Below are 17,250 nucleotides of genomic sequence, written 5' to 3' on the forward strand. Positions count from 1 at the left end.
CAGTGGACTCTCGCTAGTGAGGCGAAGCGTGGTGCTGTTCGGCGGGGCACCGACGTCCACGGGGCGTGCGACAGGCGGCACAGGGCCCGCGCGTTCGCGTGAGCGTTTCCTGGGGGGCGAACCCGTCGCAGCGGACGTGCGCACCTCGATCCTGAACTCGTGGCAGCGCTGCCGGTCCCTGGGGCTCTCGGCGGACCGGTCCGACCTCCCCTTCCGGGACGATTTCGAGCGGGACGCCCGGATCGTCCGCGCGGCCGTGCCGGTGCTGGACCGGCTGCAGTACAGGTTCGCCGGCAGTCGGCTGAACATCGCCGTCGCCGACGCGAACGGCACCGTCCTGGTGCGCCGTTTCGGCGAGGCGTCCCTGGCCAGAAGCCTCCCGGCGATCCAGCGCGTGCCGGGATTCGTGTTCGCCGAGCAGGTCGCCGGCACCAACGGCATCGGTCTGGCACTGGCGGAGCGGCAGCTCATCCGGGTCTATGGCGCCGAGCACTTCGCCGAGCGGGCCCAGACGAGCGCCTGCCGTGCGCTCCCGGTCCGCGACCCGCTCAGCGGCCGTATCGAGGGTGTGCTGTGCTTCGGCTATCCACGCTCCGTCGACGACCCCCGGCTGGCCACCGTGATCCGCAAGGCGGCGCGCGCCATCGAACGGCGGCTGCTGAGGCAGAGTTCCGCACGCGAGCGGGCGCTGCTGCGGGCCTACGTGGAGACCGAGGCCGAGGCCGCCGTCGGCCGTCACCACACCATCGGGCTGGACGAACTGGCCCTCGAACAGCACCCGCAGGACCGTGCGATCCTCATGGAGCGGGCCACCGAACTGCTCTCCCGCGCGCAGCGGGCCGCTCTCCACGTCTGCCTGTCCGACGGCCGGCGTGTCACGCTGCTCAGCCGTCCGATGACGAGTGCCACCGGCGTCGAGGGCGTGGCCATCGAGGCCGTCCTGCCCGGCCCCGCACCACGGGATCCCCTCGCCACCCCGTGGCAGTTCGACGAGTTGCCCGACTTCCCCGCCGAGCCCGCCTCCCCCGGCATCGTGCTGCCGTCCGGGGCCGTCATCGCACCCGGCCGGGTCGCCTCGGGCGGCAGGGGCGTCACGGTCGTGGCGGCACCGGGCGGTCGCCGTGCCGCCGCGCCCCCGTCGAGAGGACTACTGCTGGTGGGGGAGCCGGAGGTCGGACGGTACGCCCTCGCCGCACGACACCGGCTGGAGCTGCTGTCCGAGGCCAGTGCCCGCATAGGCACCACCCTGGACGTGCGCCGCACCGCCCAGGAACTGGCCCAGACGGCGGTGCCGCGACTCGCCGACTACGTCACCATCGACCTGCCCGAGGCCGTACTGCGCGGCGAGGAGTCCGCCCACCCGCACGGCGACCTGCGCCGTACGGTGGTCCACGGCATCCGCGACGACTGCCCCTTCCATCCGGTCGGCAAGCAGGTCGACTACGGCCCGACCACTCCGCAGCTGCGCTGTCTGACCGGCGGGGAGCCGGTGCTGGAACCGGATCTGGAGGCCGCCGCGGGCTGGCTCGCCCACGACCCCGAGCACACCGCGGAACTGCTCGCCCACGTCCACTCCCTGATCGCGGTCCCGCTGGTGGCCCGCGGTGTCGTCCTGGGCATCGCCGCCTTCTACCGCGGACAGGACCCCGCACCCTTCGGCGACGACGACTGTTCACTGGCCCAGGAACTCGCCGCCCGCGCCGCCCTGTCCATCGACAACGCCCGGCGCTACACCCGCGAACGCACCATGGTCCTGGCCCTTCAGCGCAGCCTGCTCCCCCAGGGCCTGCCCGACCAGGACGCCGTCGAGGTCGCGCATCGCTATCTGCCGGCCGAGTCCGACGTGGGCGGCGACTGGTACGACGTCATCCCCCTCTCCGGGACCCGGGTCGGCCTCATGGTCGGGGACGTCGTCGGCCACGGCATGCTCTCCGCCGCCACCATGGGCCGGCTGCGTACCGCCGCCCGCAGCTTCGCCGAACTCGACTTCCCCCCGGACGAAGTCCTCACCCACCTCGACAACCTGGTGGGACGGCTGGACCGGGTGGACTTCGCCGCCGAGGCGGACATCCTCGGCGCGACCTGCCTGTACGCCATCTACGACCCGACCACCCAGCGGTGCACCATGGCCCGTGCCGGGCATCCTCCGCCCGCGCTGGTCCGCCCCGACGGCACGGTGTCCTTCCCCGAACTGCCCGCCGGACCTCCGCTCGGCCTTGGCGGCCTGCCCTTCGAAGCCGTCGACGTCGACCTCCCCGAGGGCAGCCGGCTGGTCCTCTACACCGACGGGCTCATCGAGGACCGGTACCGCGACGTCGACGTGACCCTCGGCCGGCTCCGCGAGGTCCTGGCGCAACCGGGGCGCACACCGGACGAGACCTGCGAGGTGATCCTGAACAGCGTGGCGCCCGTTCACCCGGGTGACGACATCGCCCTGCTCGTCGCCCGCACCCGTGCCCTGCCCCCCGACCGGATCGCCGCCTGGGACCTGGAACCCCACCCCGCCCTCGTCGGCGAGGTCCGGGCCGACGCCATGCGGCAGCTGGCCGACTGGGGACTCGACGAAGCCGCGTTCGCCGCGGAACTGATGCTGAGCGAACTGGTCACCAACGCCATCCGCCACGGTTCCGGCCCGATCCGGGTACGTCTGCTGTTGGACCGCAGCCTGATCTGCGAGGTCTCCGACACCAGCAACACCGCCCCGCATCTGCGCCGGGCGGCCAGCACCGACGAGGGCGGCAGGGGCCTGTTCCTCGTCGCCCAGCTGGCACAGAGCTGGGGGACGCGCTATCTGCCCCAGGGCAAGGTCATCTGGGCCGAGTGCGGCCTCGGGGGCGGCCTCGGGGGCGGCCTCGGGGGCGGCTGAGACCGGCGACGCCACTGACCCGTTGGTGTCACACAGCGCGACAGGTGCCCGAAATGACGTAGATAGACGCATTAGGATCGCTCGCGACAGTCGGGAAGAACTCACCAGGCCGACCCTCGGAGATGTCCGTGCACGACCCTCCCGACACCTCTGCGCACCCGCTGGTCCGCATCCGCGGACTCACCAAGCGGTTCGGCGGAACCCTCGCGCTGGACGGGGTCGACCTCGACGTCCACGCGGGCAGCGTCCTCGCCCTCCTCGGCCCCAACGGAGCCGGGAAGTCCACCCTCATCAAGGTGCTCGCCGGCATCCACCACGCCGAGGCGGGACAGGTCACGGTGGACGGGCACCCGCTCGGCAGCCACGCCGCCTCGGACTCCATGTCCTTCATCCACCAGGACCTCGGTCTGGTGGAGTGGATGACGGTCGCCGAGAACATCGCCCTGAGCACCGGATACCCGCGCCGCGCCGGACTGATCTCCTGGCGGCGCACCCGGGAGCGGTGCGCCGACGCCCTGCGGACCGTCGCCGGACACCTCGACCCCGCCGCGCCGGTCGCCCGGCTCTCCCCCGCCGAGCGGTCGCTGGTCGCCATCGCCCGGGCCCTGGCCGCCCGGGCGGGACTCATCGTCCTCGACGAGCCGACCGCCCGGCTGCCCGCCGCGGACTGCGCCCGGCTCTTCCGCGTCCTGCACACCCTGCGCGACCAGGGCCATGGCCTGCTCTACGTCACCCACCGGCTCGACGAGGTGTACGAGGTCGCCGACGCCTTCGCCGTCCTGCGCGACGGCCGGCTCGTGAGCCACGGCGACCTGGCGGGCCACAGCCCCGCCCGTCTGGTGCGTGACATCGTCGGCGAGGAACTCACCCGCTACCGCCCCGCCACCGTCCCCGCGGCCGGCCCGGCCGTCCTGACCCTCGACGGCGTACGGACCGCCGGTGCGGGACCGGTCGGCCTGGACCTCAGGGCCGGTGAGGTCCTCGGCCTGGTCGGCCTCTCCGGCGCCGGGCACGTGGAAGTGGGCCGGGCCCTGGCCGGTGCCCGGCCCCTCCTCGACGGCCGGGTGCTGCTCGGCGGCCGGCCGTACCGCCCTCGCTCGGTCACCGACGCCGTCCGTCTCGGGGTCGGCCTGGTGCCCGGCGACAGACAGCGGGAGGGCTGCGCCGCCGAACTGACCGTGCGGGAGAACCTCCTGGCCAACCCGCGCGCCGCGGGCAGGCCGGCGCTGCACTGGATCGCCCCCCGCCGGGAACGCGCGATGGCCGCCGGCCTGATCGAACGGTTCTCGGTGCGCCCCCGGGACGGCGAGGCCCCGATCGGCACGCTGTCCGGCGGGAACCAGCAGAAGGTCATGATCGGCCGCTGGCACCCGGTGGGCCTGCGTCTGCTGATCCTGGAGGAGCCGACCGCGAGCGTGGACGTCGGGGCCAAGTCCGCCGTCTACCGTCTGCTCGACGAGGCACTGGCCGCCGGCCTCGCGGTGCTGCTCGTCGCCACGGACTTCGAGGAGGTCGTGGCGGTGTGCCGGCGGGCGCTGGTGTTCGTCCGCGGGTCCGTGACGGCCGAGCTGACCGGTCCGGCCCTCACGGTCGCCGGACTCACCCGGGCGGCCTCGGCCAGACCTCCCGCCGGAACCGCGACGGCCTCATGACCGCCTCGCCCAGGTCCCCGTCCCGGCCGCGCCGAGGCTCCGCCGGACACCACGTCGGCGCCTACGGCCTGCTCGCCCTCACCGCGCTGCTCTTCCTGGTCTTCTCGCTCACGCTGCCCCGCACGTTTCCCACCCGGGACACGGTGGACTCGATCCTGTTCAACCAGTCGATCCCGGCCGTCCTCGCGCTCGCCGCCACGGTCCCCATCGTGACCGGCGCGTTCGACCTCTCCCTCGGCTACGGCCTCGGCCTGGCGCACGTGATGGCGATACACCTCGTGGTCGACGAGCGGTGGCCCTGGCCGTGGGCCTGCCTGGTGGTGGTCGCCGGAGGGACGGTCGTGGGCGTCCTCAACGGCGTGGTCGTCGAGTTCGGCCGGATCGACTCCTTCATCGCCACCCTCGGGACCGGCAGCATGATGTACGCCGTGACCGGCTGGATCACCGACGGCGGCCGGATCGTCCCCGGCCCGCAGGGACTCCCCGCCGCCTTCACCGATCTCTACAACTCCAGATTCCTCGGGCTTCCGGTTCCCGCCTTCTACGTGCTGGCCCTCGCCGTCGTCCTCTGGCTGGTGCTGGAGCGGCTGCCGCTCGGCCGCTACCTCTACGTCGTCGGCTCGAACCCGCGCGCGGCCGAGCTCGTCGGCATCCCGACCCGCAGGTACACCGTGTACGCGTTCGCCGCGTCGGGGCTGCTGGTCGGTTTCGCCGGTGTGCTGCTCGCGGCCCAGCAGCAGATCGGCAATCCCAGTGTCGGCCTCGACTACCTGCTGCCCGCCTTCGCCGGTGCCCTCCTCGGCTCCACCGCGATCAGGCCCGGGCGCCCCAACGCGCTGGGCACGCTGGTCGCCGTCGCCGTACTCGCGGTCGGCCTCACCGGCATCGCCCAGCTGGGTGCGGACTTCTGGACGATCCCGCTGTTCTACGGCGGCACGCTGCTGCTCGCCGTCGGACTGGCCGGCTACTCCGCCCGGCGTCTGCGCACCGGGACCGACGCGTCCGCCGTAGCCCACGAGCCGTCCCCCTCGGCCCGGGACGGCGACACGGCGGGCCCCACGCCATGAGCCCCCCGCGTCCTTCTCCCCAGCGTCCTTTTCCTCCGCCTTCTCCTCCTCCCCCTTTTCCTCCGCCTTCTCCTCCTCCCCCTTTTCCTCCGCCTTCTCCTCCTCCCCCTTTTCCTCCGCCTTCTCCTCCGCCTTCTCCTCCGCGAGGAGTCCCCGTGCACCGCAGCCGCAAGGTCTCCCCCGCCCGGTTCGTCTCCCTCGCCCTGCTGGCGGCGGCGACCGCCCTCGCGGGCTGCGAACGCGGCCTGCCGCACGGCCCCGCGGCCTCCGCCACCGGCCCGAGCGGCTGCCCCGCGGCCGAGGCACGGGCCCAGGCCGCCGTCACCCGGGCGGAGCGGACCGACGTCCCCTGGAACGGGCCGACCAGCGGCCCCAGGGCGGTGTCCGGCAAGACGATCGTCTTCGTCGCGCAGACCATGACCAACCCCGGAGTCGCGGGCGTCGCGAAGGGGCTGCGGGAGGCCGCGAAGGTCATCGGCTGGAACGTCCGGGTGATCGACGGCGAGGGCACCCCCGCCGGTATCCAGGCGGCGCTGAGCGAGGCCGTGGCCCTCCGGCCCCCGGGCATCGTCATCGGCGGGTTCGACCCCGACTCGACCTCGCAGCAGGTCCAGCTGGCCAACGCGGCGGGCATCCCCCTCATCGGCTGGCACGCGGTCACTGCCCCCGGCCCCAGTGCCAAGCCCAAGCTCTTCACCAACGTCACCACCGACGTCGGCGACGTCGCCGCGATCAGCGCGCAGTGGGTCATCGCGCACTCCCGGGGCAACGCCGGGGTCGTCCTCTTCACCGACGCCTCGATCCCGTTCGCCCACCACAAGTCCGAGCTGATCAGGAGGGGGCTGGCCGCCTGTGCGGGCGTGCGGCTGCTGGCGTACGAGAACATCCCGATCCCGGACGCGAGCAGCCGTACCGCCAGGGAGGTCTCCACCCTCCTCGCCCGCTTCGGAAGCCGGTGGAGCTACTCCGTCGCGATCAACGACCTGTACTTCGCCGACGCCGCCCCCGCCTTCCGCGCGGCCGGCGAGAAGGGCGCCGGTCCGCCCTTCAACATCGGCGCCGGCGACGGAGACCCGTCCGCCTTCCAGCGCATCAACGGCGACCAGTACCAGGCGGCCACCGTCCCCGAGCCGCTGTCGCTGCAGGGCTGGCAGATCGCCGACGAGTTCAACCGCGCCTTCTCCGGCCGTCCGGCCAGCGGCTACGTCGCACCTGTGCACGTCTCCACGACGGCCAACAGCGCCGGGGCCTCGGCCTGGGACCCGTCGGGCTTCCGGCAGGCGTACCGGAAGATCTGGGGCAGGTGACGGAAACTGCGACGCCCCGACCCCCAACGGGGTGGTCCATGAACGGCGTCGAGCCGCCGCGCCGCCTCACGCGGTACAAGGGTCGGGTCGCGCGCCTGGCGCGGGGTCGCCTGGCACACCGTGCGGGCCTGCGCGGTGCATCTGCAGCTCCACAGTGCCGTGGCCGAGCTGGATACGCAGGCCCGGACCGAGCTCGGCACGCGCCCGGCGGAAGGCATAGGTGCCACAGGTTCTCGGCGGCGCCGGGATCGGCTCCGGCTGAGTATCACGCGTCGCATCAACGGCCGACGGTGGCGGTGGCGGTGGCGGTGGCGGTGGCGGTGGCCAGGATCTCGGTGGTCTGCTGGATCACGGTCGGCGAGGGGTTGTTGAGGCACGCATAGCCGGTGCGCGCCGTATGCCCGTCCTTGGCCGGAGCCACGATGCGCATCAGTTCCTGCGAGCCGCCCGCCCGCTCGCACCACTCGTCGACCCGGTCCAGTCGGCGCACGGCGGAGCGTGGAATTCCGGTCTCGGTCTGGACGTAGAACACCAGCGCCCCGCCCTCGACGACGGGGGTCAGCGCAGCGGCGGAGGCTTTCGGGCTGAATGTGGCGACGACAGCCGTTCCCGGCTCTCCGTCCGGACGCAGCACGGTGTGCCACCCGGCGGACCGCCCTTTGGACAAGCCGGACAGGGGAAGACCGGTGAACCCGGGCGGCGCCCAGGACACCTCGGAAGTCGCCGCGGTCCGGTCCCTGGCGGGGGGCGAATCCCGGATCTGCGTCGTGACAGCCGCCGCCAACGCGAGAGCGGCGGCGCCCGTCAGCGCGACCCCGCGCCGGCGCCGGGCCACCACACGCCGCCGGATCTCCTGCGTGCGCCGGGGATTCCAGCCCGACGGAGTGATCCGGCCCAGCAGCACACGCAGCTCCTCTTCCGCGTGCCCCTCCCCGTGTTCCTCCGTGTGCTCCGTCATGCGTGTCACGGCTGCTCACCGACCTCCAGTACGTGCGACGGCCCCAGGTGCTGACGCAGGATCCGCAGCGCCTTGGCAGCCTGGCTCTTCACCGTGCCGGGGCGGCAGCCCAGCACCTGCGCGGTCTCCTCGACGCTGAGGTCCTCGAAGTAGCGCAGGACGACGACCGCCCGTTGCCTCGGTGGCAGCCGCCGGACCGCACCGGCCAGCGACTGCTCCAGGTCGACCTCGGCGAAGACATCCCGGCCCGCGGTGACGTCCGGCAGTTCCGGCGTGGGGGTCTCGCCACGCCAGCGCCGACGCCACCATGAGGCATGGGTGTTGACCAGCGCCCGGCGTGCGTACGCCTCCGGGTTGTCGCCGGCGATGCGGGACCATTTGGGCCACACCTTGGCCAGCGCGGTCTGCAACAGGTCCTCGGCCGCGTGGGCGTCGCCCGTCAGCAGCCACGCGGCCCGGTACAGACGGTCTCCGCGGGCGGCGACGAACTCCTCGAAACTCCACTCGGTATCCGCCGCCTCCACCTGGTTCACTCCGTTTTGCCCCCGCCGTATTCATGGGTCCCATACCCAGGGAACTAGGTGGAGGGCCAACCGGGTTGCCCGACCACCGGCAGTCGCAGGGATGTGCGGGCCAGATCGAGGGTGATCGTCGGCCGGTCGGCCGCATGGTAGGCGATGCCCCGGTCGGTCCCCGCGACGATCAGGGCAAGCCGGTGGCCGGCCGGGACGACGTGGTCGGTGCTCGCGAGCGTGAGGGTGAGGGTGTACGGCTTGCCGGGCGTGAGCGGCTGGACCCTGTGCGCGTCGGCGGCGGTGCCGAGTGCGGCCCAGCCCCGGCTGAAGACGGTGTTCGTGACGTGCGTGGTGTCGGTCGCCGTCTTCTTGTAACAGGCGCTGTCCTGTGTCGTGCTCTCACCCCAGCAGGACTTTCCGGAGACCGTGGAGATGCCCAGGCCGGCCGGGTTGTAGTCGCGGATCGTGGCCGGGCCCAGGTCGACGAGGACCGCCGACAGGTTCGCGGTCGCGGTCGTCGAGGTGGCGGTGACCGTGACCTTCGAGGCCCCGGCGACGCGGAGGGCTTTGACCAGCGGCTCGGTGACGAAGCCGGCCTTCTCCCCGGTCGGCTGGTCGATGTGCGCGGCCCAGTCGGTCTCGCTCTGCTCCGGATCGTCGGTGAGGGTCTCGGTCCCGCTTCCGGCGTGGGCACTGAGCGTGCCCACGCCCGGCTGCGCGCCCTGGCTGGGGCCGAGGGCCACGGCGGCCGTCGACTTCGGCGGCCAGACGGCGTCCGTGGTCCAGTGGTCGGGGCTGCGTTCGATGTCGGCCATCGGCTCGCGGTCGATGCCGTTGTCGTAGCCGAGGAGTTCGTGGTCGAACCAGCGGTGCAGGGTGTCCACCCAGTCGGCGCGGCGGTAGTCGAAGGGGTCGACGTGACCGGTCTGGGAGAGCCAGATCTTGCGCTCGACACCGTTCCTGGCGAGGGCGTCCCACCACTGGCCGAACTCCTTGGTGCGGACCGTGAGGTCCTGCTGGCCGTGCACGACGAAGACGCCCGCCCTGACCTTGTCCGCGTCCGCCACGTAGTCCCGCTCGGCCCACATCGCCGACCAGTCACCGGACTTGACGACGGCCGGGTCGTCGAGCGGCTTGTTGACGGCGGCGCAGCGCTTGCCGACGGCATCGCTCTCGACCATGCGGATCAGCGCACCGGGCGTGGGCGCGCTTCCGACCAGCCAGGCTCCCTGGGAGAAGTAGGCGTCGTACCAGGAGGAGATGGAGCTGATCGGGACGATCGTCTTGAGGCCCTTGACGCCGGTGGCCGCGACCCCGTTGGCGATGCTGCCGTCCCAGCTCTTGCCGATCATCCCGGTGGCGCCGTCGGTCCAGGTGGCCTGTGCGCGGGTGGTGCCCGTATGGCTGGTGTAGCCGTGGGCGCGCCCGTTCAGCCAGTCGATGACGGATTTCGTGGACCGGATGTCGATGGGCCCTCCGGCGTCCGTGCAGCCGTCGGAGCGGCCGGTGCCGGGGAGGTCGACCGCGACGAAGGCATAGCCGCGCGGGACGAAGTAGTTGTCGTAGAAGAGCGGGAAGCGGACCGGCTGCCCGCCCGCGTCGTAGGACTTCTTCTGGCTCTCGTTGCCACGGCCGCAGCAGGAGTAATAGGGGCTGGCCTCCATGACGACCGGGACCTTGCGGCCCTTGGCTGCGGGTTCGCCGGGGCGCACGATGTCGACGGCCACCCGGTCGTTCTTCCCGTCACCGTCCCCGTCGAGCCCGGTGTCGACCCACACGGTCTCCCGGACGGCCTTCTTGTACGAGTAGACCGGCCTGCTCTCCCCGGAAGGGCCCGCCGCACCGGCCGTCGTCGGGGCCGGGCCGCCCGCTCCCGGGACCGAAGGACTCGTCGAGGAGGAGCAGCCGGCCAGCAGGGCGATGACCACGGTCGCGATGAGGGCCGTCGTCGGGAGCGGCATTCGGCGTCGGTGTCGGCGTTCGCGAGGTGACGCCACAGAATTGTCGGGATGCACGAACGGGTAACCGTCTGGCCCCCGGGGGAGGTTGCCCCGCCGCGGGAGCACACTCCTCGCCCTGCGGCCGCACCCCGGCTCAGGGGAGTCCTCTCGGATTCCCGCCGGAAGTCCCCGAACCAGCCGCCGCCGCGACAGGCCGCGCCCGGGCAGCGCGTTGGCCTGTGCGCGGGCCAACGCCACCCGGTCATGGACCCGCCTCGGGAGGTGTGCGGGGGACGATTCGGCTCAGGGATTCCAGAAGGCTCAGGGATTCCAGAAGAACGACACGTGCGCGCGGTCGAAGCGTCGCTCGGCCAGGTCCTGTCGCGCGATCGCTCGGTCCGGTCCGTCTGCTGTCCGCGCCTGCGGTTCCGCCCCCGCATGAGTGCGCCATTCCTACCCGCCCGGTTAAATTTACAGTCCACGGTAAAAATGCCTTAGGGTGTACATATAGCCGCTCGGTGCGAGACAAGGACGGAACGACATGGCGTCACGCCTCCAGGCCTCTACGCCCGGGCGCACTGGGTGACCCGACGACGGCGCGTGATCGCCGCCTGGCTGCTGCTCGGCGTTGTCGGCGCATACCCGCGCATGAGCGACATCGGGCATGCCAACGGACCGACGCCGTTGCCGCCACGGTTCCTCCGAGCGAGAACGCAGAAGACAGGTGACTGACATGCAGGCATACGTGATGACCCGCTACGGGGACGCGAACGCGATGGAGTTCCGCGACGTCCCCGAGCCCACGGCCGGCGACGGCGACGTACTCATCCGGGTACGGGCCGCGGGCCTGAACCCGATCGACTACAAGATCCGCCAGGGCGCGATGCGGAGGGTGCACCGCTTCGACCTGCCGCAGGTCGCGGGCAGTGAACTGTCCGGCGTGGTGGAGGCGGTCCGCCCCGGCGTCACCCGTTTCGCCGTCGGCGACCGGGTGTTCGCCCGCGTGGACAAGCGGAAGCTGGGCGCCTACGCCCCCTACGCCGTGGTCAACGAGGCCCTGGTGGGCCGGATGCCGCAGTCCCTCGGCTTCGCCGACGCGGCCGGACTGCCGCTGGCCGGACTGACCGCGCTGCAGGCCCTGCGCGACGAGCTGCGCGTCACCACCGGTGACCGGGTCCTCATCTCCGGCGGAGCCGGCGGCGTCGGCACCCTCGCCGTCCAACTCGCCGTACGGATGGGGGCAGAGGTGGCCACCACCGCGTCCCCCCGCGGCGAGGAACTGGTGCGCTCCCTGGGTGCCACGACGGTCATCGACTACAAGCAGCAGAAGTTCAAGGACGTGCTGAGTGACTACGACGGCGCGTTCGACCTGACCGGTGGCCAGGACCTGCCGGACTCCTTCACCATTCTCAAGCCGGGCGCCACCACGGTCTCCGTCGCGGGCCCTCCCACGCCCGCCAACGCCCGCACCGACTTCGACGGCGGCGCACTCCTGGCCACCGCACTGCGGGTCATCAGTGCCAAGACCCGCCGCCAGGCCAAGCAGAACGGCGTCAACTACCGCTTCCTGTTCATGCACCCCAGCGGAGCCGACCTCGATCTGCTGGCCGACCTGGTCGACAAGGGCGAACTGAAGCCGGTGACCGACCGGGTCCTCCCCTTCGACCGGATCGCCGACGCCTTCGCCCACCTTGAGCAGGGCCGCGCCAAGGGCAAGGTCGTCGTCGAGATGTGAGCCGCCGGCACCCGTCGGTCCCATGCCCCGCCAGGGTCGGGCATCGGCGCGACGGGCGCGCCCCCTGGCATCTCGTCAGAAACCTCGGGGCACGGCACGACCCGGGGCGCCAGCTCGGGCCGGGTTGCGCGAGATCACCGGCATGACTCAGCGTTTGCGCAGTTCACGATGGACGGCCCGGGATTCGAAGCCGTCGATGGTCCCGGTCCGGCCGCCGGCCCCCGTGTACTCGATGACCTCGGCGACGGTGCCCAGCCGACTGCCGGGCGCGGCAGCACGGCCCACTCCGCCGTGCCCCGGTGAATCGGCTCCTGCGAGCCGGTCAGCGGCGTGCCCGTGCCGCCCCGCCGGATCGCGACGATCTCCGCCGCGATGGACAGTGCCGTCTCCTCGGGCGTACGGGCGCCGAGATCGAGACCGATGGGCGACCGCAGCCGGGCCAACTCCGCATCTTCCAGGCCGACTTCACGCAGCCTGCGCACCCGGTCCGCGTGCGTGCGGCGGGAGCCCATCGCGCCGACGTAGGCGACCTGCATCCGTAGGGCCGCCTCCAGCAGGGGTACGTCGAACTTGGCGTCGTGGGTCAGCGCGCACAAGGCCGTGCGCGCGTCGGTCTCCGTGCTCCGGAGGTAGCGGTCCGGCCAGTCGACCACGACCTCGTCCGCATCGGGGAAACGGGCCCGGGTGGCGAAGACGGGGCGGGCGTCGCACACGGTCACGTGGTAGCCGAGGAGCTTTCCGGCGCGCACGAGTGCGGCGGCGAAGTCGATCGCACCGAAGACGATCATGCGGGGTGGAGGGACACGGGTCTCGATGAACAGGGTGAGGCCGCCGGGGCAGTGGGTGCCGTCCTCCGAGATGTCGAGGGTGCGGGTGCCGCCGGCGGTCAGCATGGCCAGTGCCTCGGCGGTGATGTGAGCCACGGGCAAGGCCGTGGGTACGGTGCCGGTCCGTGGTGGCCTGTCGCGCCCACGCGGCGGAGCCGCACAGGTCACAGCGCCGCGCCCCGGGGCGGGCGCGAACACAGGTGTGCCGAGAAGTTCGGCCGGTCCACGGATCACCCTGGCCAGTGCCGTCGGCTCCCTTCGGGCCGCAGACGACAGCGCCGCCTCGTACAGCTCTCTGTCCGGTGCGTCCCGCGTCACCGGAGTGACCAGGATCTGGATCACTCCACCGCAGGTCAGGCCCACCGCGAATGCGTCCTCGTCGCTGTAGCCGAATGTTTCGAGGACCGGCTCGCCGTTGTCGAGGACCCGCACGCACAGGTCGTACACCGCGCCCTCCACGCATCCACCCGAGACCGAGCCGATCGCCGTGCCCGCGCTGTCGACCGCGAGGGCGGCGCCGGGAGGGCGCGGCGCGCTGCCGCTGACGGACACCACCGTGGCGACGGCGAAGTCGCGGCCCTCCTCGGCCCACTCGGTCAACTCCGTGGCGAGGTCAAGCATCTCGACCTGCCCGCAGGACGCGGTCGGGGCGGATGGGCAGGCTGCGATGGCGTACGCCGGTCGCGTGCCAGACCGCGTTGCCGACCGCCGCCGCGGCGCCCACGATGCCGATCTCGCCGATGCCCTTGATGACGAGGGGGTCCTCCTCGTCCGGGTCCTCGGCCAGCCAGTCCGCCTCTATGAGGGGGACGTCGGCGTTGGCCGCGAAGTGGTAGCCCGCGAGGTCGGCGCCGATGTGGGCGCCCGAAGCCCGGTCCCGGACCGCCTCCTCGTGCAGGGCCATGGAGATGCCCCAGACCATGCCGCCGACGAACTGGTTGCGGGCGGTCAGCGGGTTGATGATCCGGCCCGCCGCGAAAATGCCCAGCATCCGGCGCACCCGCACCTCGCCGGTCGTGACGTCGACGGCGGCCTCGGCGAAGTGGGCGCCGTAGGAGTGCCGTTCCTTCTGCGGGAGTGCGGCGATGGCCTCCGCTGTGTTCGAGCGGACGGTGACGCCCTCCGGAGGGATGCCGCCGCCCAGGGCGAGTCGCTCGCGCAGTTCGTCCGCCGCCGCGGTGACCGCCCAGGACCAGGAGCTGGTGCCCATCGAGCCGCCCGCGATCATCGCCGGGCCGAAGTCGCTGTCCCCGATCAGGACCTGGACGCGGTCCGGTGTCACCTCCAGCGCGTCGGCGGCGATCAGGGTGAGGGCCGTACGTGCGCCGGTGCCGAGGTCCGCCGCGGAGATGCGGACGGTGAAGCCGCCGTCGGCCTCGGCGGTCACGGCCGCCGTGGACGGAACGGCTCCGGCGTGGAAGGTCGCCGCCGCCGTTCCCGTGCCGAGCAGCCAGCGGCCGTCGCGGCGCAGGCCGGGACGCGGATCGCGGTCCGCCCAGCCGAACCGGCGGGCGCCCTCCCGGAAGCAGGCGGTCAGACCGCGGCCGGCGAAGGGCAGCCCGGAGACGGGCCCCGTCTCGGGTTCGTTGCGGGCGCGCAGGTCGATCGGGTCGACGCCGCACTTCTCGGCCAGTTCGTCGAGCGCCGACTCCAGCGCGAACGACCCCGGTGCCTCGCCCGGCGCGCGCATCCAGGTCGGGGTCGGCACGTCGAGCCGTACGATCCGGTGGGCCGTGTGGTGGGCCGGGGCGTCGTAGAGCACCCGGGCCGGCATGGCGCTGGGTTCCAGGAACTCGTGCACCGTAGAGGAGAGGTTCAGCGACTGGTGCTCCAGTGCGCGCAGCCGTCCGTCGGGGTCGGCGCCGAGCCTGACGCGCTGTGCCGTGGGGCTGCGGTAGCCGACCAGGGAGAACATCTGACGGCGGGTCAGGACGACGCGGACGGGCCGTCGCAGGAGGGTCGCGGCCATGACGGCGGCCACCTGGTGGGCGCGGACGCCCTTGGACCCGAAGCCGCCGCCGATGTGTTCGGAGCGTACGCGCACGGAGGCCGGGTCGAGCGAGAACAGGTTGGCGAGTTCGCCCCTCACCCAGAGGGCGCCCTGATTGGAGTCGACGACCTCGAGGCGGCCGCCGTCCCAGTGGGCGGTCGCCGCGTGCGGCTCCATCGGGTTGTGGTGTTCCTCGGGCGTGGTGTACTCGGCGTCCACGACGACGGCGGAGCGGGCGAGTTCGGCCTCCAGGTCGCCCTTCGCGGTCACGGCCGCGGCGTGGGGCACGTCCGCCGGGGTGTACGCGTCCGGGCGTCCGCCGGCGAACGCGATGTCGTGCGGTTCCTGGTCGTAGTGCACCACGAGCGCCTCAGCGGCCTCCCTGGCCTGCTCGGAGGTCTCGGCGACGACCAGCGCCACGGGCCAGCCCGCGTGCGGCACCCGGTCGTGCTGGAAGAGCGCGACGGACGGGTCGGGCTTGTTCCCCATGAGCCCGTCGTAGTCGGTGTGCAGGTGCGGGGCGTTCCCGTGGTGCAGGACGGCGCGGACGCCGGGCATGGCCAGGACGGCATCGGTCTCCACGGCGCGGATACGGCCGCGGGTGATCGTGGACAACACCAGCCAGCCATGGGCGAGTTCGGCGAACGGGATCTCTCCCGCGTACCGTGCGGCCCCGGTGACCTTGTCCCGTCCCTCCACGCGGGTGTGCGCCGTGCCGACGGAGCCCTTCAGGGGGGTGACGGTGGTCATCGGGCCGCCTCCTTGGCGAGTTCGGTCAGCACGGCCACCACGAGGTTGCGCATCAGGGTCACCTTGTATCCGTTGTGCGGCAGGGGCCGGGCCGCGGCCAGTTCGGCGTCCGCGGCGGCGGCGAAGGTGCGGGCATCGGCCGGCGCGCCCTTGAGCACCCGCTCGGCCTCCAGGGCCCGCCACGGCCGCGACGCGACCGCCCCGAGCGCCAGCCGCACCTCGCGGACCGCTCCTGCCTCGACGTCGAGCGCGGCGGCGACCGACCCGATCGCGAACGCGTACGAGGCCCGCTCCCGCACCTTCCGGTAGCGGGAGGTGGCGGCGACCGGCGCGGGCGGCAGGGTGACGCCGGTGATCAGCGCGCCCTGCGGCAGGGCGGTCTCCCGGTGCGGGGTGTCACCGACCGGCAGGTAGAACCCGGCGAGCGGCGACTCGCCGGGCCCGTCGGCCGTCTCGTACGACACGACGGCGTCGAAGGCGGTGAGCGCCACGGCCATGTCCGACGGGTGTACGGCCACACAGTGGTCGGAGGCGCCGAGGATCGCGGCGTTGTGGTGCTCGCCCGCGATGGCGGGACAACCACTGCCGGGGGTGCGCTTGTTGCACGGCTGGGTCACGTCGGCGAAGTAGCCGCAGCGGGTGCGCTGGAGCAGGTTCCCGCCGACCGTGGCCATGTTGCGCAGCTGCCCGGAGGCGCCGGCCAGCACGGCCTGCGCCAACGCCGGGTAGCGGCGCCGCACTTCGGGGTGGGCGGCGAGGTCGCTGTTGGTGACGGTGGCCCCGATCCGCAGGCCGCCGTCGGGCGTCGACTCGATGCGGTCCAGCGGGAGTTCCCGCACGTCGACGAGCCGGGCGGGCCGCTCGACGCCGGTCTTCATGAGGTCGACGAGGTTGGTGCCGCCGCCGAGGAACCTCGCGTCCGGATCGGCTTCGAGCAGCGCGACCGCGCCGGAGACGTCGCGCGCCCGCTGATAGCCGAACTCCCTCATGCCGCCGCCTCCGTGGTCTCCGCCCGGGCCGCTGCCGCCTGGGCGACCGCCTGGACGATCGACACATAGGCACCGCAGCGGCACAGGTTGCCGCTCATCCGCTCGCGGATCTCCTCGGCGGTCAGCGGCGGCGGTCCCGCCTCGGGTCGTACGTCGCCGGTGACGGCGCTCGGCCAGCCGGCCGCGTGCTCCTCGAGCACCGCGACGGCCGAGCAGATCTGGCCAGGCGTGCAGTAACCGCACTGGTAGCCGTCGAGGTCGAGGAAGGCCTGCTGCACAGGGTGCAGCCGTGCGCCGTCGGCCAGGCCTTCGACGGTGGTGACCTCCCGCCCCTCGACGGCCACCGCCAGTTGCAGACAGGCCACGGCTCGGCGGCCGTCGACCAGAACCGTGCAGGCCCCGCACTGCCCCTGGTCGCAGCCCTTCTTGGTACCGGTGAGGGCAAGCCGCTCGCGGAGGGCGTCGAGAAGGGTGGTGCGATGGTCGACGGACAGGGAGTGCTTCTCGCCGTTGATGTTCAGGGTGATGGCGCTGTGCGTCGGTGGGCCGGCTGGAGCCATGATCAGCCTTCTTTCGCAGATCCGGAACGCGCCGAGAAGGCGGTCCGGCACGCAGGCGTATTGGAGAATCGGGTGCATCGGGAGACAAAGAGGC

12 protein-coding genes are annotated in these 17,250 nt (G+C 72.6%); 5 read left to right on the forward strand and 7 right to left on the reverse strand.

All coding sequences use genetic code 11. The features are described 5' to 3' along the window. Window positions 1-136 precede the first annotated feature (136 nt). The 4 genes from AB0D59_RS03950 to AB0D59_RS03965 all read left to right on the forward strand — a co-directional run bounded on the left by AB0D59_RS03950 (window position 137) and on the right by AB0D59_RS03965 (window position 6,892). Window positions 137-2,866 (forward strand): SpoIIE family protein phosphatase, encoded by a 2,730-nt coding sequence (locus AB0D59_RS03950; protein WP_362560437.1) that lies wholly within the window; start codon window positions 137-139, stop codon window positions 2,864-2,866. 122 nt (window positions 2,867-2,988) lie between these two features. Next, the gene (locus AB0D59_RS03955; protein WP_362560439.1) at window positions 2,989-4,518 is read left to right on the forward strand and encodes a sugar ABC transporter ATP-binding protein; all 1,530 of its coding nucleotides are present in this window, start codon (window positions 2,989-2,991) and stop codon (window positions 4,516-4,518) included. Beyond that, window positions 4,515-5,585 (forward strand): ABC transporter permease, encoded by a 1,071-nt coding sequence (locus AB0D59_RS03960; RefSeq protein ID WP_362560442.1) that lies wholly within the window; start codon window positions 4,515-4,517, stop codon window positions 5,583-5,585. Before AB0D59_RS03955 ends, AB0D59_RS03960 begins: the two co-directional genes overlap by 4 nt. A gap of 155 nt (window positions 5,586-5,740) precedes the next feature. After that, window positions 5,741-6,892: a substrate-binding domain-containing protein gene (locus AB0D59_RS03965; protein ID WP_362560444.1), complete on the forward strand. Its 1,152-nt coding sequence runs from the start codon at window positions 5,741-5,743 to the stop codon at window positions 6,890-6,892. 277 nt (window positions 6,893-7,169) lie between these two features. Here AB0D59_RS03965 and AB0D59_RS03970 read toward each other — a convergent pair whose 3' ends face one another. The 3 genes from AB0D59_RS03970 to AB0D59_RS03980 are packed head-to-tail and all read right to left on the reverse strand — an operon-like array spanning window position 7,170 to window position 10,326. Next, a complete protein-coding gene (locus tag AB0D59_RS03970; protein WP_362560447.1) occupies window positions 7,170-7,850 on the reverse strand; it encodes a hypothetical protein in 681 nt (226 codons plus the stop codon). Between the two features lie 5 nt (window positions 7,851-7,855). Further along, window positions 7,856-8,374, reverse strand: a complete 519-nt coding sequence (locus tag AB0D59_RS03975) for a SigE family RNA polymerase sigma factor (protein ID WP_362560450.1) — start codon at window positions 8,372-8,374, stop codon at window positions 7,856-7,858. Window positions 8,375-8,427: 53 nt separating this feature from the next. Then, window positions 8,428-10,326: a Xaa-Pro dipeptidyl-peptidase gene (locus AB0D59_RS03980; RefSeq protein ID WP_362560453.1), complete on the reverse strand. Its 1,899-nt coding sequence runs from the start codon at window positions 10,324-10,326 to the stop codon at window positions 8,428-8,430. Between the two features lie 712 nt (window positions 10,327-11,038). Between AB0D59_RS03980 and AB0D59_RS03985 the strand changes: the two genes are divergently transcribed. Then, window positions 11,039-12,040 (forward strand): NADP-dependent oxidoreductase, encoded by a 1,002-nt coding sequence (locus tag AB0D59_RS03985; RefSeq protein WP_362560455.1) that lies wholly within the window; start codon window positions 11,039-11,041, stop codon window positions 12,038-12,040. A gap of 134 nt (window positions 12,041-12,174) precedes the next feature. Here the strand turns inward: AB0D59_RS03985 and AB0D59_RS03990 are convergent, their stop codons facing one another. The 4 genes from AB0D59_RS03990 to AB0D59_RS04005 are packed head-to-tail and all read right to left on the reverse strand — an operon-like array spanning window position 12,175 to window position 17,156. Next, a complete protein-coding gene (locus AB0D59_RS03990) occupies window positions 12,175-13,488 on the reverse strand; it encodes an XdhC/CoxI family protein (protein ID WP_362560458.1) in 1,314 nt (437 codons plus the stop codon). Next, the gene (locus tag AB0D59_RS03995; protein ID WP_362560460.1) at window positions 13,481-15,607 is read right to left on the reverse strand and encodes a xanthine dehydrogenase family protein molybdopterin-binding subunit; all 2,127 of its coding nucleotides are present in this window, start codon (window positions 15,605-15,607) and stop codon (window positions 13,481-13,483) included. Before AB0D59_RS03995 ends, AB0D59_RS03990 begins: the two co-directional genes overlap by 8 nt. Next, window positions 15,604-16,596 carry a xanthine dehydrogenase family protein subunit M gene (locus tag AB0D59_RS04000; protein ID WP_362560462.1) on the reverse strand — a complete coding sequence of 331 codons (993 nt, stop codon included), beginning with the start codon at window positions 16,594-16,596 and terminating at the stop codon, window positions 15,604-15,606. Before AB0D59_RS04000 ends, AB0D59_RS03995 begins: the two co-directional genes overlap by 4 nt. Further along, window positions 16,593-17,156 carry a 2Fe-2S iron-sulfur cluster-binding protein gene (locus AB0D59_RS04005; protein WP_362560464.1) on the reverse strand — a complete coding sequence of 188 codons (564 nt, stop codon included), beginning with the start codon at window positions 17,154-17,156 and terminating at the stop codon, window positions 16,593-16,595. The genes AB0D59_RS04000 and AB0D59_RS04005 overlap by 4 nt, the downstream gene beginning before the upstream one ends. Window positions 17,157-17,250: the final 94 nt, after the last annotated feature.

The sequence above is a fragment of the Streptomyces sp. NPDC048417 genome (assembly GCF_040651615.1).
In the GTDB taxonomy this organism is placed as follows: domain Bacteria; phylum Actinomycetota; class Actinomycetes; order Streptomycetales; family Streptomycetaceae; genus Streptomyces.